Origin of the sequence: Orlajensenia leifsoniae (assembly GCF_004570845.1) — a bacterium.
Classification (GTDB): Bacteria; Actinomycetota; Actinomycetes; order Actinomycetales; family Microbacteriaceae; genus Orlajensenia; species Orlajensenia leifsoniae.
In genome coordinates, this window is record NZ_SPQZ01000001.1 from 63,564 (window position 1) to 82,085 (window position 18,522).

15 protein-coding genes are annotated in these 18,522 nt (G+C 69.7%); 4 read left to right on the forward strand and 11 right to left on the reverse strand.

Translation table 11 applies throughout. The annotated features are described in order from the left end of the window. Positions 1-141: 141 nt before the first annotated feature. Positions 142-2,652, reverse strand: a complete 2,511-nt coding sequence (locus tag E4M00_RS00325; RefSeq protein WP_135118590.1) for a DEAD/DEAH box helicase — start codon at positions 2,650-2,652, stop codon at positions 142-144. A 59-nt stretch (positions 2,653-2,711) separates the two neighbouring features. On the opposite strand from E4M00_RS00325, the gene E4M00_RS00330 reads away from it, so the two are divergent. After that, entirely contained in the window at positions 2,712-3,212 is a 501-nt protein-coding gene (locus E4M00_RS00330; RefSeq protein WP_135118591.1) for a hypothetical protein, read from the forward strand. 101 nt (positions 3,213-3,313) lie between these two features. Beyond that, positions 3,314-3,658: a hypothetical protein gene (locus tag E4M00_RS00335; RefSeq protein WP_135118592.1), complete on the forward strand. Its 345-nt coding sequence runs from the start codon at positions 3,314-3,316 to the stop codon at positions 3,656-3,658. Between the two features lie 50 nt (positions 3,659-3,708). On the opposite strand, the gene E4M00_RS00340 is transcribed toward E4M00_RS00335, so the two are convergent. The 4 genes from E4M00_RS00340 to E4M00_RS00355 form a co-directional block, all read right to left on the reverse strand. Continuing rightward, positions 3,709-5,142: an NtaA/DmoA family FMN-dependent monooxygenase gene (locus tag E4M00_RS00340; protein WP_135118593.1), complete on the reverse strand. Its 1,434-nt coding sequence runs from the start codon at positions 5,140-5,142 to the stop codon at positions 3,709-3,711. Further along, on the reverse strand, positions 5,142-6,470 hold the full coding sequence (locus E4M00_RS00345; protein ID WP_135118594.1) for an aminotransferase class V-fold PLP-dependent enzyme: 1,329 nt from the start codon (positions 6,468-6,470) through the stop codon (positions 5,142-5,144). Before E4M00_RS00345 ends, E4M00_RS00340 begins: the two co-directional genes overlap by 1 nt. Beyond that, positions 6,470-7,057: an FMN reductase gene (gene msuE, locus E4M00_RS00350; protein WP_056166711.1), complete on the reverse strand. Its 588-nt coding sequence runs from the start codon at positions 7,055-7,057 to the stop codon at positions 6,470-6,472. The genes E4M00_RS00345 and msuE overlap by 1 nt, the downstream gene beginning before the upstream one ends. Before the next feature lie 70 nt (positions 7,058-7,127). After that, positions 7,128-9,032, reverse strand: coding sequence for a thioredoxin domain-containing protein (locus tag E4M00_RS00355; protein WP_135118595.1), 1,905 nt, complete (start codon positions 9,030-9,032; stop codon positions 7,128-7,130). Between the two features lie 41 nt (positions 9,033-9,073). Between E4M00_RS00355 and E4M00_RS00360 the strand changes: the two genes are divergently transcribed. After that, positions 9,074-9,937: a hypothetical protein gene (locus E4M00_RS00360; protein WP_135118596.1), complete on the forward strand. Its 864-nt coding sequence runs from the start codon at positions 9,074-9,076 to the stop codon at positions 9,935-9,937. Positions 9,938-9,966: 29 nt separating this feature from the next. Here the strand turns inward: E4M00_RS00360 and E4M00_RS00365 are convergent, their stop codons facing one another. The 6 genes from E4M00_RS00365 to E4M00_RS00390 all read right to left on the reverse strand — a co-directional run bounded on the left by E4M00_RS00365 (position 9,967) and on the right by E4M00_RS00390 (position 14,079). After that, positions 9,967-10,800 carry an aldo/keto reductase gene (locus E4M00_RS00365; RefSeq protein WP_240036741.1) on the reverse strand — a complete coding sequence of 278 codons (834 nt, stop codon included), beginning with the start codon at positions 10,798-10,800 and terminating at the stop codon, positions 9,967-9,969. A gap of 88 nt (positions 10,801-10,888) precedes the next feature. Next, the gene (locus tag E4M00_RS00370; protein ID WP_135118598.1) at positions 10,889-11,281 is read right to left on the reverse strand and encodes a PPOX class F420-dependent oxidoreductase; all 393 of its coding nucleotides are present in this window, start codon (positions 11,279-11,281) and stop codon (positions 10,889-10,891) included. Positions 11,282-11,368: 87 nt separating this feature from the next. Beyond that, a complete protein-coding gene (locus E4M00_RS00375; protein WP_135118599.1) occupies positions 11,369-12,121 on the reverse strand; it encodes an ABC transporter permease in 753 nt (250 codons plus the stop codon). After that, positions 12,118-13,059: an ABC transporter ATP-binding protein gene (locus E4M00_RS00380; RefSeq protein ID WP_135118600.1), complete on the reverse strand. Its 942-nt coding sequence runs from the start codon at positions 13,057-13,059 to the stop codon at positions 12,118-12,120. The genes E4M00_RS00375 and E4M00_RS00380 overlap by 4 nt, the downstream gene beginning before the upstream one ends. Continuing rightward, positions 13,056-13,352 (reverse strand): transcriptional regulator, encoded by a 297-nt coding sequence (locus E4M00_RS00385; RefSeq protein WP_056166689.1) that lies wholly within the window; start codon positions 13,350-13,352, stop codon positions 13,056-13,058. Before E4M00_RS00385 ends, E4M00_RS00380 begins: the two co-directional genes overlap by 4 nt. After that, positions 13,345-14,079, reverse strand: coding sequence for a hypothetical protein (locus E4M00_RS00390; protein ID WP_135118601.1), 735 nt, complete (start codon positions 14,077-14,079; stop codon positions 13,345-13,347). The genes E4M00_RS00385 and E4M00_RS00390 overlap by 8 nt, the downstream gene beginning before the upstream one ends. Before the next feature lie 235 nt (positions 14,080-14,314). Here E4M00_RS00390 and hrpA point away from each other — a divergent pair, with 235 nt between their 5' ends. Beyond that, on the forward strand, positions 14,315-18,229 hold the full coding sequence (gene hrpA / locus E4M00_RS00395; protein ID WP_135118602.1) for an ATP-dependent RNA helicase HrpA: 3,915 nt from the start codon (positions 14,315-14,317) through the stop codon (positions 18,227-18,229). Positions 18,230-18,522 lie beyond the last annotated feature (293 nt).

Below are 18,522 nucleotides of genomic sequence, written 5' to 3' on the forward strand. Positions count from 1 at the left end.
CCTCTGCGAGCGGGTAGGTCAGCGCGATAGCCCTCCGCTTCGGCGGCGACTTCGTCGCTGCCTCTGCGAGCGGGGGTGGGCGACGGGTTCGTCACTGCCTCTGCGTCCGGGCCTCGGCGAGCGGAGCCGCGGCGGGCCGGGCTAGGCCGGGCCGACCCTGGTGACCCTGATGACGGCCTCGCCGGCGTCGTCGGAGGCGTCGAGGTCGACCGTCGCCTCGATAGCCCAGTCGTGGTCGCCGTCGGGGTCGTAGAAGATCTGGCGGGCCGTCCACACTCGGGTGCTCTCGTCGAGCACGAGCAGCGCCGAGCTGCGGGCGTCGGGACCGATGCCGATCGCGTCGTACTCGGTGAAGTAGCCGTCGAGGGCCTGCGTCCAGGCCGCGGCATCGAAGCCGTGCGCGGCGTCGAGTTCCTCGAGCGCCGGATAGTCCTCGCGGGCCGCCAGCTGCACCCGACGGAACAGCTCGTTGCGCACCAGCACGCGGAAGGCGCGGATGTTCGTGGTGAGGCGGCTGGGCGCCGGCGGCACGACGGCCGTCTCGAGCGCGTGGTGGGCAGCGGCATCCGGGTGCGCCAGTTCGTTCCACTCGTCGAGCAGGCTCGAGTCGACCTGGCGCACCAGCTCGCCGAGCCACTCGATGAGGTCGGTCAGGTCTTCGGTGCGCAGGTCGAGGGGAATGGTCTGCCGCGCGGTGCGGTAGGCGTCGGAGAGGTAGCGCAGCACGACCCCCTCGGAGCGCGCCAGCTTGTAGAACGCGATGAACTCGCCGAACGACATCGCCCGCTCGTACATGTCGCGCACGACCGACTTGGGGCTGAGCGCGAAGTCGCGCACCCACGGCTGCACGGCGGCGTAGGTCTCGTAGGCGGCGTCGAGGAGCTCGGCGAGGGGCTGCGGATGCGTGATGCCCTCGAGCAGCTCCATGCGCTCCTCGTACTCGATGCCCTCGGACTTCATGGCGGCGACGGCCTCGCCGCGCGCGACGAACTGCTGCTGCGAGAGGATCGCGCGCGGGTCGTCGAGCGTCGACTCCAGCACCGAGATGATGTCGAGCGCGTAGCTCGGCGACTCGGGCTCGATGAGTTCGAACGCCTCCAGAGCGAACGGCGACAGTGGCTGGTTGAGCGCGAAGTTGGGCTCGAGATCGACGGCGAGGCGGATGACGTCGCCATCCTGCGTGACGATCCCGGATGCCCGCAGCGTGCGGTAGATGCCGAGCGCGCGCCGGGCCAGTTCGAGCTGGCGTTTCCACGGCTCGTGGTTGTCGAATACCAGAGTGTGCACGTTCGCGTACACGTCTCCCCCGCGGGCGATCACGTTGATCAGCATCGCGCTGGTGATCTGCATGTGGGAGCGCAGGGCCTCGGGCTCGGCGTCGATGAGCTTGCGGAACGACGGCTCGCCCCACGACACGAAGCCGTCGGGCGCCTTCTTGCGGATGATCTTGCGCTTCTTCTTCGGGTCGTCGCCGGCCTTCTCGATGGCCTTGAGGTTCTCGGACTCGTGCTCCGGTGCCTGCGCCACCACGGTGCCGGTGGTGTCGTAGCCGGCGCGGCCGGCCCGCCCCGCGATCTGGTGGAACTCGCGGGCGCTAAGCTGCCGCATCCGTTGGCCGTCGTACTTCGTGAGAGCCGTGAGCAGCACCGTGCGGATGGGCACGTTGATGCCGACCCCGAGGGTGTCCGTGCCGCAGATGACGCGCAGCATGCCGCGCTGGGCGAGGGTCTCGACGAGTCGGCGGTACTTGGGCAGCATGCCGGCGTGATGCACGCCGATGCCCATGCGGATGAGCCGTGACAGGGTCTTGCCGAACGCCGTGGTGAAGCGGAACTCGGCGATGAGCTCGGCGATCTCGTCGCGCTGCTCCCGGCTGGCGATCTTCGCGCTCGCGAGCGCCTGCGCCCGCTCCAGCGCCGAGGCCTGCGAGAAGTGCACGATGTACACCGGCGCGCGGTTCGTCTGCAGCAGGTCGTCGATGGTCTCGTGCACCGGCGTGGTCTCGTAGTAGTAGCTGAGCGGCACCGGGCGTTCCACTCCGGTGACGGATGCCGTGTCGCGGTCGGTGCGCCGGGTGAGGTCGTCGGCGATCTCGGTCGTGTCGCCGAGCGTGGCCGACATCAGCACGAACTGGGCACGGGAGAGCAGCAGCAGCGGCACCTGCCAGGCCCAGCCACGGTCCTGGTCGGCGTAGAAGTGGAACTCGTCCATGATGACGACGTCGGCCTCGGTGTCGCTGCCGTGCCGCAGTGCCTGGTTCGCGAGGATCTCGGCGGTGCAGCAGATGATGGGCGCGTCGGGGTTCACGGCCGAGTCGCCGGTCATCATGCCCACGTTCTCCGCGCCGAAGGTGTCGACGAGGGCGAAGAACTTCTCACTCACCAGAGCCTTGATCGGGGCCGTGTAGAAGGAGCGCCTGCCCGAGGCCATCGCCGCGAAGTGGGCACCGACCGCCACGAGCGACTTCCCGGTTCCCGTCGGAGTCGAGAGGATGAGGTTCGCTCCCGAGACGATCTCGATGAGCGCCTCCTCCTGGGCGGGGTAGAGGCTGAGGCCGGTGTCGGCCACCCATCCCTCGAACGCCTCGAAGATCACGTCGGCATCCGTCGACTCCGGAAGGCGATCGAGGAGGGGACGCGCATCGGAGCTCATGATGATCGATCCTACGGTCGCGGCACGCAGGGCCCCGGTGCCGGAGTACGATGCTGCCCATGGCGAGCGGGCGACGCTCCAGGAACACGATCATCACGATCGTCGCCGCGGTCCTCACCGGGGCACTGGTGCTCGTGGTGTGGATCGTGGTCATGAACACGCGCCCCGACACCCCCACCACCCTCGCCGGCGTGAAGGCCGAGGTCATGGCCGTGGTCGATGAGATCCATGACATGGTGCCTGCGGCATCCGTCGTCGACACCCTCGACGAGAGCGAGACCGTCGACTGCGTACGCAGTGGCGCTCGGAAGGTGCGTCTGCGACACGTGATCACGGTGCCGGCCGACTTCGACAGGCGGCAGTGGATGCTCGACCTCGAGGAGACCTTCCGCGGGCGCGAGGGCTGGGCGTCGGACTTCGAACAGCTCACCCAGCAGGCCGACGCCCAGGTGCGGCTGGTCACTCCCCAGACCATCATCGTCAGCGTCGTCGCGACGGCCGACACGGGGGTTCCCCATGTCACGATCCTGAGCACCACCCGCTGCACCGAACCCGGGTGACCCCGATCGCCCCAATCCGACCGGCCGACACACGACGAAATCCCGTTAACGTGCGTGTCACACGGCGTGCGTACTGTGTGAGCAAGGGGAGGGATATTCAGATGTGGGAAGCACCGCTGGAACCGTTGCTGCTGGAGCAGTTGCGCAACGAGGCACGCGACGAGCTGTCGGCCGTCATCGAGATCAAGTGCCGTCAGGGCGAGGACCCGTGGGACTTCCTTCCCGACCTGCCCTCGGTCGACGAGCAGGTCGTGGCGACCATCCGCGCCGAGCGCCTGGCCGACGCCCGTCTCACCAGTGAGCGCGCCCGCGCCCACCACCCGGCGTCGCCGCGCGGTGCGGCCGAAGCCTTCGAGTACAAGCTGCTGCGCTCCATCGCCCTCGAGCATCCGGAGCTCTCCACGGCCGTCTGGGGCGTGCTCGCCCGTCTGCCGCACGCGGCCTAGCTCCGCCGCGACGCAGCTCAGCCGCAACGCAGCTCAGGGGCTAACGCAGCTCAGGCGCGACGCAGCTCGGCCTGTGCGGCGCGTGCCTCGCGCGCCGCCGCGTGCAGGTTCGCCGGCCGCTCGAGGCCGAGGTGCTCGCGCAGGGTGCGACCTGCGTACGCCTCCCGGAACAGCCCGCGGCGCTGGAGTTCCGGGATCACGAGCGTCGTGAACGCCTCGAACTGATCGCCGTGGAAGGCCGTGAGCACGTTGAAGCCGTCGACGGCGCCGGCCTCGAACCACTCCTGCAGGTGATCGGCGACGGTGCCTGCGTCGCCGACGATGGCCGCGCTCGGCACCAGGTGCGTCGCCAGCAGGTGGCGCAGCGTGATCGGCCTCTCGCTGTCGCCGATGCGGCGGCCCGTGCGCACGGCCACCAGCTCGATGAGGTGCTGACCCAGGTCGCTGAACCTCTCGGCGAGCCGGCGGGTCACGACGGCGTCGAGAGCCTGCGGACCGAGAGCGACGCCGACGGCCTGCGACAGGGCACGGATGCCGCGGCCCGCCGGGAAGTCCGGTGAGAGGGAGAGGGCCGAGCCGTCGTCGAGCGGAACCAGGGCGAGCAGCTGGTCGAAGATCGCCCACGCCTCCTCCTGCGTGCTGGCGACGACGGGGAGCACCGGCGAGATGATGCGGAGCTCGTCGGCCGCGCGGCCGGCCGCCACGGTCTGACGGCGCAACTCACTGCTCAACTGCACGCCCTCGGCGAGGGTCGGCACGGCGACGAGGGCGACATCCGCCGTCGCGGCAGCGAGTTGGCGCGAGCGCAGCGCCGTGCCGGCGTGCACGATCGGCAGGTGGCCCTGCACCGGTCGCACCACGTTCAGGGCACCGGCCACGCGCACGTGCTCGCCGTTGTAGTCGGCGCTGTGCAGCCGCGTCGGGTCGATGAGCCGGCCTGTCGCGCGATCGTGCACGAAGGCGTCGTCCTCCCAGCTGTCCCAGAGCAGGCGCAGCGCCTCGATGAACTCCGTCGCCTGGTCGTAGCGGTGCTCGTTGCCCCAGTGCGCGTCGCGGCCGTGGTTGCCTGCCGCCCGCGGCTCGGCTCCGGTCACGAGGTTGAGGCCGGCACGACCGGAACTCAGGGCGTCGACGGATGCCGTGGCCCGAGCCAGCGTGTACGGATCGCTGTAGGTGGTGTTCGCCGTGGCGATCAGGCCGATGCGCCGCGTGATGCCGGCGAGGTAGGTGATCGCCGAGAGCGGGTCGATGCGCGCCAGCAGGTACGGATCCCGCACCTCGAGGTCGCTGCCCGTCGCCAGCCAGTCGCCGAAGAAGAGGTAGTCGAGGTGGGCGGCTTCAGCCAGCTTCGCCGTGCGGCGGAGCACCGCCGTATCGGTGCGCGGGTCGGCGTGCGCACCGGGGATGCGCCAGCCCGACGGGTAGGCGCCGAGGGCTCTCACCATCGCTCCGATGATGATGTGCTCCCTGGCCGGGGTGGTCATCAGGCGGCGCACCCGAATCGAACGGCGGATCCGCCGAGGACCGGCGCCCAGTCGGGCCGGGGACGGGGGTCGTCCACCGGTGCCCACTGGCCGCCGACGAATTCGTACCGCCAGGCCGGGCCGCTGGTGAGGAACAGCGTGAGCGCTCCGAGCAGGGCGTCGACGTCGGCCTCCGTCGATCCGACGCCGAAGCTCGCGCGCAGTGCCGGCCCGTCGATGCCGAGCTTGGCGAGCAGCGGATGCGCGCAGAAGCGCCCGTCGCGCACGCCGATGCCGTGCTCCGCCGACAGGTAGGCGGCCACGAGGCGCGCATCCGTACCATCGATCGAGAACGACACCACGCCCACGGCGTCGGCGCTGTCGCTGAAGATGCGGTGGGGGTGCACGCCGGGCAGCGCCTCGAGTCCGGTGATGAGACGGGTGCGGAGTGCGCGGTCGTGGTCGGCCCAGGCGTCGGCATCGAGCCGTCCGATCTCGCTGACGGCGCGGGCCAGCGCTGCGACGCCGACGACGTTCGGCGAGCCCGCCTCGTGCCGCGCGGGGGCCGGATGCCACGTGGCACCGTGCAGGGTGACCTCGGCCACCGCTCCCCCGCCCTGCAGCAGCGGCGGAGCGACGTCGAGCCAGTCCTTGCGGCCGACGAGCACGCCGGCGCCGAACGGCGCGTAGATCTTGTGGCCTGAGAAGGCCAGGTAGTCGATGCCGTCGCGCAGCAGGTCGACGCGGCGGTGAGGAACCAGCTGGGCGCCGTCGACGGCGAGTCGGGCACCGCGGCGATGCGCGATCGTGGCGATGGCCCGCAACGGCAGGGTCTCGCCGGTGACGTTGCTCGCGCCGGTGACCGTCACAAGGGCGGCAGGCCGGGCGGCGAGTTCGGCATCGAGGCGCTCGAGGGTCTCGGCGACGGTGTCGGCGGAGAGCACGATGCGGCCGGAGCCGCGCTGCCACGGCAGCAGATTGGCGTGGTGCTCGATGTCGAGCAGCACGGTCTCGCCCGGAACGGCGCTGGCGAGCAGGCCGAGCGCTTCCGTGGTGTTGCGGGTGAAGACGACGACATCGTTCTCACGGGCGTTGACGAACCCTCCGACGATGCCGCGTGCGCTCTCGTAGACGCTGGTCGAGACCTGCGACGCGTAGCCGGCACCGCGGTGCACGCTGGCGTAGAGCGGCAGCAGTTCGGCGACATGCTCGGCGACGGCCGTGAGGGCCGGGGCGCTCGCTGCCTGGTCGAGGTTGACGTAGCGGCTCTCGCCACCCGTCACCAACGGCACGCGCAGGGAGGAGCCGACGACGCCCAGCAGCGACCTGTCGGCGACCGTCACCGTCATCACCAGGTTCCGACGTACGCCGAGACGTCTTCGGGCGCGACGATGGTGCGGATGATCGGAAGGCCGCGGTTGATGGCCTGCTCGATGCGCTCGTCGAGCGCCGGGTTGGTCACCACGTAGTCGGTGAAGTCCGCGTCCTTCGCATAGACGCCGATCGGCAGGGTGAGTGCCTGGAAGAAGGAGAACAGCGGGCGGAACTGGTGCTCGATGATGAGGGCGTGGCGGTCGCTTCCACCGGTCGCGGCGAGCAGCACCGGCTTGTCGATGAGCGAGTACTGGCCGACGAAGTCGAAGAGGTGCTTGAACAGCCCGGTGAACGACGCCCGGTAGACGGGGCTGGCCACGATCAGCAGGTCGGCGGCCTCGATGGCTCGCAGTTCCTCCTCGGCCTCGAGGGAGAGCTGATCGCGACGCAACGCCCCGGCGAAGGCGGGGCCGCTCACGCTCAGCTCGACGAAGCGCGTGCGCACCTCCACGGCACCGTCGAGCGTGCGCTCGAGCACGCGCACGATCTCGTGCACGAGGGCTGTGGTCTTCGACGGAGCGTGCAGGCTTCCGGAGACGGCGACGACATTCAGGATGGGCATGGCAGCGACGCTAGGCGCGTGCCCGGCGTGCCGCCAGCACTCCAGCAACACGACGTAAGAGTGCGTTTTGTTACGGCTGTCGTTGCAATTCCGACGGCTCCGTCACCGGAAGGCGGCAGACGAAATCGCTGCAGAGGTAGGCGGCAGCGGCACCGTCGATGCTGGTGCGGAACTCGAGGAGCTCGAAACCCGCGTCGGCGAAGGCCGACGCCTGGGCATCGGTGACGATGGTGCTGACGGATGCCGGATGCCGACGCGCGGCGGCCGCGAGGGCGTCGCCGCCTGCGTGTGCGTCCGCGCTTGCGTCCGCCTGTGCGTCTGCGGCATCCGGGACCACCGTCACGAGTTGCACGATCGGTTGCGTGAGCCGGCGCATCGACGCGAGCGCTCCGCCGGCGGCGAGGGGGTTGGCGAGGGCGCCGGGAGCCGCGAACCCGATCGCCGTGCGCGCCGCGTCGAGGAAGCGCCGGTCCGCCGTGAGCAGGAACAGCCTGTGCGCGGCATCGGCCGTGGCTGTGAGGCCCGACGGGTAGGCGCCCTCCGACGGGTCGACGCCGAGCGCGATGCCCTGGGAGGCGAGCACCGGGTCCGGCCCGCCCGGGACCGCGAAGAGTCCACCGTCGGTCGGGGTCACGGCGTCGATGAGGTCCCGCGCCGCGACGGCGTATCGGGCGACACCGCTGGCCAGGGCGAGGTCGATCAGTCCGCCGGCGAGCATGCCGTAGTCCTCGAGCGTCGCCGTGGCGTCGGAGGCCCGGCCGTCGAGCGAGGAGCGCACGAGCCGGTCGGGGCGCACGTGCCGGTCGAGCAGCAGGTCGGCGGCGCGGGTGGCCGCGGCGATCCACTCGGCGCGATCCAAGGCGAAACCGGCGCGGCTCAACGCACCGATGGCGAGTCCGTTCCAGCCCGTGAGGAGCTTGCGGTCGAGGGCGGGCGGCGTCTCATGGGTACGCGCCTCCCGGTCGAGGGCGTAGTAGCCGCCCTCGGAGCGTCTGCCGTCGATGGTGCTCTCGGAGTCCTGGGCGCTGGCGAAGCCTCCATCGGGCAGCTGCATCCGTTCGAGCAGGAAGCGGGCGACCTCCGAGGCGACCGTCGCCGCCCACGGGTTGCGATCCGGGCTCTGCGCCCACGCCGTCGTGTAGTCGCCCAGCAGCAGCGCGTTGTCGTAGAGCATGCGCTCGTAGTGCGGTTCGGTCCAGTCGGGACGGGTGGCGTAGCGGAAGAACCCGCCCTCGACGGAGTCGCGGAGCGCTGAGGCGCCCATCGCCTTGAGAGTACGGAGCGCGGACGCGCCCCCCTCTCCGCCGCCCTCCAGGAGGAATCCGAGCACCGGAGCCACGGGGAACTTCGGCGCCGTGCCGAAGCCGCCGTGCACGTGGTCCTCGTGGGCGATGAGCCGACCGGCGGCGTCGTCGAGAGCCGCGGCGTCGGGGAGGTCGACGGCGCCGTCATGGGGCCCGGCCGAAGCCGCCCCGGCCGCTGCCAGCGCCTCGCCGATGGCCGAGGCCGTTCCCAGCACGTCGGCGCGTCGGTCGGCCCAGGCATCCGTCACGGCACCCAGAACCTGCAGGAACTCGGGCACGCCCTGCACCGGCCGCGGCGGGAAGTAGGTGCCGGCGAAGAACGCCAGGCCGTCGGGGGTGGTGAAGACGCTGAGCGGCCAGCCGAGCTCCTTCGTGAAGGCGCCCGCGGCGGCCAGGTAGCTGGCGTCGACGTCGGGATGCTCCTCGCGATCGACCTTGATGGCCACGAAGTTCTCGTCGAGGTAGGCGGCCACGACGGGGTCGCTGAAGCTCTCGCGCGCCATGACGTGACACCAGTGGCAGGTGGCGTAGCCGATGGAGACGAACACGGGAACGTCGCGCCGCTTCGCCTCGGCGAACGCCTCGGCTCCCCACGGCCACCACGCCACCGGATTGGAGGCGTGCGCGAGGAGATAGGGAGAGGTGGAGTCGGCCAATCGGTTGGGCGCCATGTTCCCAGCCTACGGCTGGCCGTGCGGCGTACTCTGGCCGCATGCCGGCTGCCGACGATGGCCTCGAGGAGCGCTCAGCGCTGCTCGCCCGCGTCTACTCCGCCGCCGGGCAGGCCGAGGTCGAACGATCCTTCGTCGACGAGGCCAGCGGAGAAGCCCTGCGGATGCGGCCCAGCGAGTGGGCGCTGCGGGAGTTCGACCGGGCGCAGGCCCTGGCCGCCGACGAAGCCGCCGCCGCTGCTCGGGACGCGCTCGGCGCTCCCGCCGAGGCGGCGCATGCCGGCTCCGATGACGCGCCTGAGGACACAGCATCCGACGCCGAGAGCTCGCCGCGCGCGAGACGCGGCTGGCGCGGCGCCGCCCTCGTCGCGGCCGGAGTCGCCGTCGGGCTCATCGCCGCCTACGGAGCCCAGACCGTCGTCGACGAGTCGACTCCGCCGACCAGGATCGGCAGCACCGGAGCCGTCTCGTACTTCGGAGCAGCCGAACCGCCGACCGACCACGCAGTGCTGGCCGTCTTCGATCGCACGCCGCCCGACGTGCGCACGCTGCCGACCGAGATCCTCGCGGAGTTCGACGCCATCGATGTGCAGCGCATCTACGACCCGTCGACGAACGGCGGCGACTACGACATCTTCGCTGCCCGCAAGAGTCGCGACCTGTACTGCCTCGTGCTGCTGAAGACCGGGGAGAAGTATCAGGCGAACTGCGGCACAGAGCAGCAGATCATCGAGGAGGGTCTGCGCGTCACGGCCGTCGTGCCCGCCCAGCGAGCCGTCAGCCTGCTCGCCGACAACGCCACCTCCACGCCGCCGCCGACGCAGGCGCCGTGGCAGGTGGAAGCCCACTGGAACCGTGACGGCACATTCTCGCTGTCAGGGTCGCCAGTGGGCTTCACGGGCTGAGCCGGCCGAACCGGCCTGACCGTGGGCGCCTACTCGACCTCGTCGGGGTGAGCGCTCACGCGACCCTCGCGCTCGAGCGCCGTGATGGCGGCGACCTCGGCATCCGTCAGCGAGAAATCGAGCACGTCGAAGTTCTCGGCCATGCGCTCGCGACGGTTCGACTTCGGGAAGACGATGTTGCCCGTCTGCAGGTGCCAGCGAATGACGACCTGGGCGGGGGTCTTGCCGTGGGCGGATGCCGCTCCGGTGACGGCCTCGGCCTCGAAGAGCGGGTACTTGCCCTGTCCGAGCGGGCCCCACGCCTCGATGTGGATGCCGTGCTCGCGGGCGAACGCCGTGACGGCCGGCTGCTGGTGGGCCGGGTGCAGCTCGATCTGGTTGACCGCGGGAACCACGTCGGTGTTCGCGAGGAGCTTCTCGAGGTGGGGCACGAGGAAGTTCGAGACGCCGATGGAGCGCGCGCGACCCGAGGCCTGGATCTGCTCGAGGGCCTTCCAGCTCTCGACGTAGCGGTCCTTCTTCGGGCTCGGCCAGTGGATGAGGTAGAGGTCGACGTGATCGAGGCCGAGCTGCTCGAGGCTGCGATCGAAGGCGTCGAGCGCCGACTGCGTGCCCTGGTCGTCGTTCCACAGCTTCGTGGTGACGAAGAGTTCGTCGCGGGCGATGCCGGAGTCGGCGATGGCCTTGCCGACGCCGGCCTCGTTGCCGTAGACCTTGGCGGTGTCGAGGTGGCGGTAGCCCACCTCGAGCGCGTCGGTCACGATGCGCTCGGTCTCGGCCGGGTCGACCTTGAACACGCCGAAGCCGAGCTGCGGGATCGTGTGGCCGTCGTTGAGGGTGATGCTGGGAACCGTGTTCGTCATGTCATCCATCCCACCACGGTTGCCCCGGACACACCCGGGGGTTGACTCAGGTTCGCCGGGCGCGGAAGCGGGAATACCCGCCGGTGCCCTAGCCCTGGCCGCTGACCTTCTCCGGGTCGATCGTGAGGATGATGCGCTGCTGGTCGCGTCCGCCGTACCAGGGGTAGGCGCGGCCGGTGTACTTCTGCGAGAGCGCCTCGATGCTCTCCACTCCGCCCTCCGTCGTCATCGACGTGACGCGGCCGCGCACCTGGATGTAGCGGAACGGGTTCTCCGGGTCCTGGATGGCCACCGCCACGCGGGGGTCGCGTTCGATGTTGCGCACCTTGAGGTGGGTGACGACGGAGTTGATGATGACGTTCTCGCCATCGGTGTCGACCCAGGTCTCGGTCACCTGTGGCGACCCGTCCTTCATGAGGGTGGACAGGAAGCAGGGGCTGGGCTGGCGCAGCAGGGCGAGGAGCTCGGGGGTCATCGGCATGATGACTCCAACGCTAACCGCGTTTCGGATCGCATCCGCTCTCCGAGGGCGGGCGACGGATGCCGACCCTCGAGTCGGGATCGTCCGTCAGCGGTACCGGCGTCCTTCGTCGCGTCGGAACAGCAGCAGCGCCAGCGCGAAGGTGACGACGGTCCAGGCGAGGACCCCCAGCCACACCCACGGCTCGAGGTCGCCGCCCTGCACCGCCCAGATGACCAGCTCGCGGGCCTGCCGCGATGGCGTGAACATCGAGATGGTGTTCAGCCAGTCGGCGAAGAGGAACGGCGGCAGGAACAGGCCGCCGATGAAGGCGAGCGCGAACATCACCACCTGGACGACGGCTATGGCGGCCTTCGACGGCATCGAGTAGCCGATGCAGATGCCGATGAACATGAACGGCAGGCCCGACACGGCGAGAGCGACGAAGCCGGCGAGCACGTTGCCGAGCGGCGCCTCGGCCGCCGTCGCGAGACCGCCGATCACGATCACCGGGATGATCGCGGCCAGTCCCATGGCGCCCGTCGAGAACACGTGCGCCAGCACTCGCGCGACCCCGGGCGCCGGCAGGGTGCGCAGGTAGGGATCCCATGGCTTCTCCCGCGCCTCGGAGATGTTCAGTCCGAAGCTGAACAGCGCATTCGACATCACGGCGAACACGCACAGCGAGATCACGGCCTGCGTCGCGAACACCGGGTCGTCGGCCACCGTGCGCTGCGGCACCACGAAGAACAGCAGGGCGAGCGAGGGGAACGCCAGCGACCCGATGAGAGCGATCGGGATGCGCGCGGTCTCGATGAGGTTGTACTTCGCGTGCAGCAGGGTGAGCTGGACCGTGCTCATGATCGTGCTCCTTCAGATTCGGACGCGTCTTCGGGCGCGTCTTCTGGCGCGTCTTCTGGCGCGTCTTCGGTGAGGGTGAGGAAGGCCTCCTCGAGCGTGGCCCCGCGCACGGCGAGCTCGGAGAACGGGATGCCCGACCGCACCAGCTCGACGATGAGCCTGTCGGAATCCTGGGCGTAGAAGGTCGTCGTGCCGTCTCCGGATGCCTCATGCCTGACGACCCCGTCGAGGGTGGCGATGCGCTCCACCTCGGGCGAGACCAGCCGCACCCGACGCAGCGCCACGCGGGCGAGCACCGCCGGCAACGCGTCATCGGCGATCACGCGGCCGTGGGCCATCACCACCACCCGTTGCGCCAGCGCCTCGATCTCCTCGAGGTAGTGGCTCGTGACGACGACAGTGGCTCCAGCCTCATGCTGGCGCCGGAGGGCGTCCCACAGAGTGCGGCGGGCATCGACGTCGAGTCCGGTGGTCGGTTCGTCGAGCAGCACGAGCCGCGGCTTGCCGACGAAGGCCAGCGCCACGCTCAGCCGACGCTTCTGCCCGCCCGAGAGCGAGCCTGTCTGGCGACGCAGGAGTTCGGTCAGCCCGAAGTCCCCCGCGAGCTCGGCTGTCGGCATCCGTTCGGGGAAGTGCCTGCCGACGAAGTCGATGACCTCACCGACGCGCAGGGTGTCCGGCAGCGCCGTCTCCTGCGGGGTGCTGCCCAGCGCGACGCGGTTGCGGTGGTCTCCGGGCGACCCGCCGAACAGGCGCACGGTTCCGCTCGAGGGCGAGCGCAGCCCTTCGAGCAGGGAGATGAGCGTGGTCTTGCCCGCACCGTTCGGGCCGAGCAGCCCGAGGATGCTGCCGGGCTCGATGTCGAGCGAGACGTCGTCGAGGGCGAGCTGGTCACCGAAGCGACGGCTGACGTTCGTGAGTGAGGCGAGTGCGGTCATGATGTGGTTCCCAACACTGATCTGAGCGTCTCCATGTAGTCCTCGAAGGCGCGGCGTCCGGTCTTGCTGAGGGAGAGATACGTGACCGGGGTGCGGCCCTTGTGCGACTTCTCGACGTCGATGTAGCCAGCATCCTCGAGCTTGCGGAGGTGTGTGGACAGATTGCCGGCCGTCATGTCGAGCAGCTCCTGCAGGCGTGGGAAGGCGATGGACTCCCCCGGCTCGCGCGTGGCGAGGGCTGCGGTGATGCGAAGTCGGGCCTGGGCGTGGATGACGGGGTCGAGGTCAGCCACGGGACTGCGCTCCGGATGCGGTTGCTGACGCCGTTCCCGACGTCTTGGCCCGGAGCGAGCGCAGGTGGATGATCGACGCGATGCCGAGCCCGAGGAAGCCGATGCCGCCGCCGATCGCCAGCACCAGGTAGTGCGTCGGGTAGCCGAAGTAGGGGGCGATGACGGCGATCAGCACCGTCCAGCCACCGAGCACGACGGACGGCACCGCCCGCCAGATCGCGCCGGCGACGATGAACATCACACCGGAGAACAGCACATAGGCCGTCGGATAGAAGATGTTCGCGAGTTCGCGGTCCATGCCGTTGACGGCGAGCGCTCCCCCGAACCCGGCGATCGCGAGGCAGCCGACCCACCAGGTCATCCCGTACACGGCTCCCGTGAACGACGACCCCGACGAGGCACGGATGCCACGACTCGAGCGCACTCCGAGGAAGGTCGAGACGCCGATGGCCACGGCGATCAGCACGCAGAACACCGCGATGGCGAGGCCGAGCGGGATGCCGAACTCGGGCTGGAGGCCGTCGATGAGCCAGAGGCATCCGAAGCCCACCAGCCAGGCCACGCCCCAGGTGAGCATGATGATCGGAACGAAGCCGCCCATCTGCCCCTGCACGCTGCGCTGCTGGTCGTTCAGCAGTGCCAGCATCTGTTCGGGCGCCAGCGGCTCGTCGTCGTGATCGATGTCGTGGTCTGCGGGAGCGGCGCCCCCGGTGTCGTGATTCGTCATGATCGACTCGCTTTCCTGTCACGCCGTCATCGGGTTCGTACTGGCGCTACTAACTTTGTAATGCAAAGTACTCTGCGATGTCAATGACTTTGTCGACACTCAACAGCGCACCGCTCCACCCGTGCTGCAGAAAGGACTGGAATGCACCGCGCTGTCCAACCGGAACTGCTGCGCCGGCGGCCAACAAACGCGCAGCAGCCGAATGAACCCCCGCACCGGCTTAAGATGGAGGGCTATGGCTGAGACCGCGACCACCCCCACGATCCCGGTCATCACCTACCCTCCGGAGCTGCCGGTCAGTCGAATGCGCGGCGAGATCGCCGACGCCATCCGAGACAACCAGGTCGTGATCGTGGCCGGGGCGACCGGTTCGGGCAAGACGACGCAGCTGCCGAAGATCTGCCTCGAGCTGGGTCGCAAGAACATCGGCCACACTCAGCCACGGCGCCTCGCGGCTCGCACGATCGCCGAGCGCATCGCCGAGGAGCTCGGCGACGAGCTGGGTGGTCTCGTCGGCTACCAGGTGCGCTTCACCGATCGCTCGTCGGCCGACACCCGCGTGAAGCTGATGACCGACGGCATCCTGCTCAACGAGATGCACCACGACAGGCTGCTGTCGAAGTACGACACGATCATCATCGACGAGGCGCACGAGCGCAGCCTCAACATCGACTTCCTCATCGGCTACCTGAAGCAGCTGCTCCCCCGCCGCCCCGACCTCAAGGTCATCGTCACCTCGGCGACCATCGACCCGGCGAGCTTCGCGAAGCACTTCGCGGATGCCGACGGCACACCCGCCCCGATCATCGAGGTGTCGGGGCGCACCTTCCCCGTCGAGATCCGCTATCGACCCCTGGTCGCCGAGACGGAGGGCGATGACGAGGACGACGACGGAGCCGCCCGCGACGACAAGGACTACCTGCAGGGCATCATCGACGCCCTCGACGAGCTCGCACGCGAGTCGACGGGCGACGTCCTCGTCTTCCTGTCGGGCGAGAACGAGATCCGCGACGCCGAGGAGGCCGTGCGCGGCCACTACCAGGGTGGGGCATCCGTCACCGAGGTCCTGCCCCTGTACGGCCGCCTCTCGTCCGCCGACCAGCACCGTGTGTTCGAGCCCTCGAAGACCGCCGGCGTTCGACGTCGCATCGTGTTGGCCACCAATGTGGCGGAGACCTCGCTCACGGTTCCCGGCATCCGGTACGTGGTGGATGCCGGAACTGCGCGCATCAGCCGGTACAGCGTGCGCTCGAAGGTGCAGCGCCTGCCGATCGAGGCGATCTCGCAGGCGTCGGCGAACCAGCGCTCCGGCCGTTCCGGCCGCACGAGCGACGGCATCGCCATCAGGCTGTACTCCGAGGAGGACTTCACCCGTCGCCCCGAGTTCACCGAGCCCGAGGTGCTGCGCACGAACCTCGCCGCCGTCATCCTGCAGATGATCTCGCTCGGACTCGGATCCATCGAGGACTTCCCGTTCCTCACGCCGCCGGACTCGCGCGGCATCAAGGACGGCCTGGACCTGCTGAAGGAGCTGGGCGCGGTGGAGAAGGGCGCCTCGTTGCGTCTCACGCGCATCGGACGCGACCTCGCCCGCCTGCCCATCGATCCGCGCTTCGGCCGCATGGTCATCGAGTCGAAGACGCAGGCCGTGAGCCGCGAGGTGCTGGCGATCGTGGCCGGCATCACCATCCAGGATCCGCGGGAGCGTCCGCTCGAGAAGCGGCCCCAGGCGGATCAGCTCCATGCCCGCTTCGCCGACCCGACGAGCGACTTCCTCACCCTGCTGAACCTGTGGAACCACATCGAGAAGCAGCAGAAGGAGCTGTCGTCGAGCGCGTTCCGGCGACTCTGCAAGAGCGAGTTCCTCAACTACCTGCGCGTGCGGGAATGGCAGGACGTCTACCGCCAGCTGCGCCAGCTCGCGAAGCCGCTCGGCCTCACGGTGAACGACCGCGAGCTGGCCGGCGACTCCCCCGACGCCGACGGCATCCACAAGGCCCTGCTCTCGGGCCTGCTCTCCCACATCGGACTCAAGGACGAGAAGCCGGCCAAGGGCGCCGGCGGCCGCCCGCGCATCGAGTACATCGGTGCACGCCAGGCGCGCTTCGCCATCTTCCCGGGTTCATCGCTTGCCAAGAAGCAGCCGGATGCCGTCATGAGCGCCGAGCTCGTCGAGACCAGTCGCCTCTTCGGCCGCATGAACGCCGCCATCGACCCGGCCTGGGCGGAGCCGCTCGCCGGAGACCTGCTGAAGCGCAGCCACAGCGAACCGCACTGGGAGAAGACGCAGGGCGCTGTCGTCGCCTACGAGAAGGTGACGCTGTACGGAGTTCCGATCATCCCGAGGCGTCGGGTGCAGTTCGCCCGCATCGACCAGCCCTACGCCCGCGAGCTCTTCATCAGGCACGCGCTCGTGCAGGGCGAGTGGGACTCGAAGCAGGCCTTCGATCGCGCCAACCGCAAGCTCCGCACCGAGCTCGAGCAACTCGAGGAACGCACGCGTCGCCGCGACATCCTGTTCGATGACGAGGCCGTCTTCGAGTTCTACGAGAAGCGCATACCCGCCGACGTATATTCGACGCGGAGCTTCGAGGGATGGTGGCGGCGCGCTCGCAACGACACCCCCGACCTGCTCACGATGACGCCGGAGGCTCTGGCCCCAGAGGATGCACCCGAGGTCGACGAGACGGCCTACCCACCGAGCTGGCGGCAGGACGACCAGCGCTTCACGCTGCGCTACCGCTTCGAGCCGGGCGCGGTCGACGACGGCGTCACGGCTGTCATCCCGCTGGCCCTGCTCGCCCGGGTGAGCCCGAACGGCTTCGACTGGCAGGTGGCGGGCCTGCGAACCGAGCTCATCGCCGCCATCATCAAGGCGCTCCCGAAGGCCATCCGTCGACAGGTCGTCCCGGCGAACGACTGGGCTGTGAAGATCGCGGCAGAGCTGCCGGATGAGCCGGCCGACGAGCCGTTCACCGCCGCCGTCGCCGCGATCATCCAGCGACTGACGTACACGGCCGTCACGGCCGCCGATGTCGAGCTCGACCGCATCCCCGGCCACCTGCGCGTGACCTTCAGCATCGTCGACGACCGCGGCCGGCCCGTCGCCTCGGGCAAGGACCTGCGCGCGCTGCAGCTGCAGCTCGCCGACAAGGCTCGCGACGCCGTGGCCCGCACCTTCGCCGAGAAGCAGCCGCGCCAACGGGCCGGTGGCCCGACCCAGGTCGCTGCCGCCCGCGACGCCCTCACCGGCACCCGGCTGCGGCCCACCGGCGCCTTCAGCGAGCGCACCGGCATCACCACCTGGGACCTTGATGAGATCCCGCGTCATGTCGATACCCGCGTCGCAGGCAACTCGATCCGCGCCTACCCCGCCCTCGTCGACGACGGGGCATCGGTGAGCCTGCGTCTGCTGCCGACGGCCGAAGACCAGGCGGCTGCGATGCCGGGCGGCATCCGTCGCCTGCTCGCCCTCGCCGTTCCGTCTCCGTCGAGCTATGTGCAGCAGCACCTCACGAACACCGAGAAGCTCGCGCTGGCGGCAAGCCCCTATCGCAGCACGACCGCCCTGTTCGACGACTGCCTGCTGGCCTGCATCGACGACGTGCTCTATCGCATCGCCCCCGACGGCATGCTGTTCCAGCGCTCGGAGTTCGAGGCCGTGCGCGACCGCGTCTCCGGCGTGATCATGGAGTCGATGTTCGAGACCGTCGGGCTGGTCTCGCGCACGCTCTCCGCCGCCCGCTCCGTCGACAAGGCGCTGAAGGAGGCGACGAGCATGCAGGTCATCTCGGCGCTGACGGATGCCCGCGGGCAGGTGGGCGGACTGGTGTACCCGGGCTTCGTCTCGGCCACGGGGCTCGAGCGGCTGCGGCACGTGCCGCGCTACCTCAACGGCATCCTCGCCCGCGTGGTGAAGCTCCGCGAGAACCCGGCGCGCGATCGCGTGTGGATGACCGAGGTGCAGAACGCCACGGCGCGCTACGAGGAGGCCGGGGGCACGATCCCCATCGACGCGCGAGCGACACCGTCGCTCGTGAAGGCGCGCTGGATGATCGAGGAGCTGCGCATCAGCCTGTTCGCGCAGGAGCTGCGTGCAGCGGAGACGGTGTCGCTGCAGCGCATCGTGAAGGTGCTGAGCGGGCGCTGAGTCGGGTTGCCGGTTGCCTGACCAGGCTCCGCTGCCCCCTGGCGCTGGACGTGCTTCCACTCGCCGGTTTCGGTCGCATCCACGCGCCCGAGCGACCAGAAGTGGCGAGCGGATGTCCCGAGCGCCGCCGTCAGGACCCGAAGGCGTCGCGAGACGCGCGAGCTTGGCCGTGTCATCACGGATGCCGCACCGAAACGCTCGTGCCCACCCCGAGCTGGCGGCAGATGAGGCGCTCGAAGTACCGAGAGACCCGTGACGTCCGCAACGGTTCGTCATCCTGAGCAGGCACCCAG

Bases quoted from the DNA above. Each gene is read 5' to 3' on its own strand.
- E4M00_RS00335 (WP_135118592.1), top strand. From the start codon at position 3,314: ATGTGGGAAGCACCGCTGGAACCGTTGCTGCTGGAGCAGTTGCGCAAC.
- E4M00_RS00325 (WP_135118590.1), bottom strand. From the start codon at position 2,652: ATGAGCTCCGATGCGCGTCCCCTCCTCGATCGCCTTCCGGAGTCGACG.
- E4M00_RS00355 (WP_135118595.1), bottom strand. From the start codon at position 9,032: ATGGCGCCCAACCGATTGGCCGACTCCACCTCTCCCTATCTCCTCGCG.
- E4M00_RS00370 (WP_135118598.1), bottom strand. From the start codon at position 11,281: ATGCCGATGACCCCCGAGCTCCTCGCCCTGCTGCGCCAGCCCAGCCCC.
- E4M00_RS00345 (WP_135118594.1), bottom strand. From the start codon at position 6,470: ATGACGGTGACGGTCGCCGACAGGTCGCTGCTGGGCGTCGTCGGCTCC.
- E4M00_RS00375 (WP_135118599.1), bottom strand. From the start codon at position 12,121: ATGAGCACGGTCCAGCTCACCCTGCTGCACGCGAAGTACAACCTCATC.
- E4M00_RS00390 (WP_135118601.1), bottom strand. From the start codon at position 14,079: ATGACGAATCACGACACCGGGGGCGCCGCTCCCGCAGACCACGACATC.
- E4M00_RS00360 (WP_135118596.1), top strand. From the start codon at position 9,074: ATGCCGGCTGCCGACGATGGCCTCGAGGAGCGCTCAGCGCTGCTCGCC.
- msuE (WP_056166711.1), bottom strand. From the start codon at position 7,057: ATGCCCATCCTGAATGTCGTCGCCGTCTCCGGAAGCCTGCACGCTCCG.
- E4M00_RS00380 (WP_135118600.1), bottom strand. From the start codon at position 13,059: ATGACCGCACTCGCCTCACTCACGAACGTCAGCCGTCGCTTCGGTGAC.
- E4M00_RS00340 (WP_135118593.1), bottom strand. From the start codon at position 5,142: ATGACCACCCCGGCCAGGGAGCACATCATCATCGGAGCGATGGTGAGA.
- hrpA (WP_135118602.1), top strand. From the start codon at position 14,315: ATGGCTGAGACCGCGACCACCCCCACGATCCCGGTCATCACCTACCCT.
- E4M00_RS00330 (WP_135118591.1), top strand. From the start codon at position 2,712: ATGGCGAGCGGGCGACGCTCCAGGAACACGATCATCACGATCGTCGCC.
- E4M00_RS00365 (WP_240036741.1), bottom strand. From the start codon at position 10,800: ATGACGAACACGGTTCCCAGCATCACCCTCAACGACGGCCACACGATC.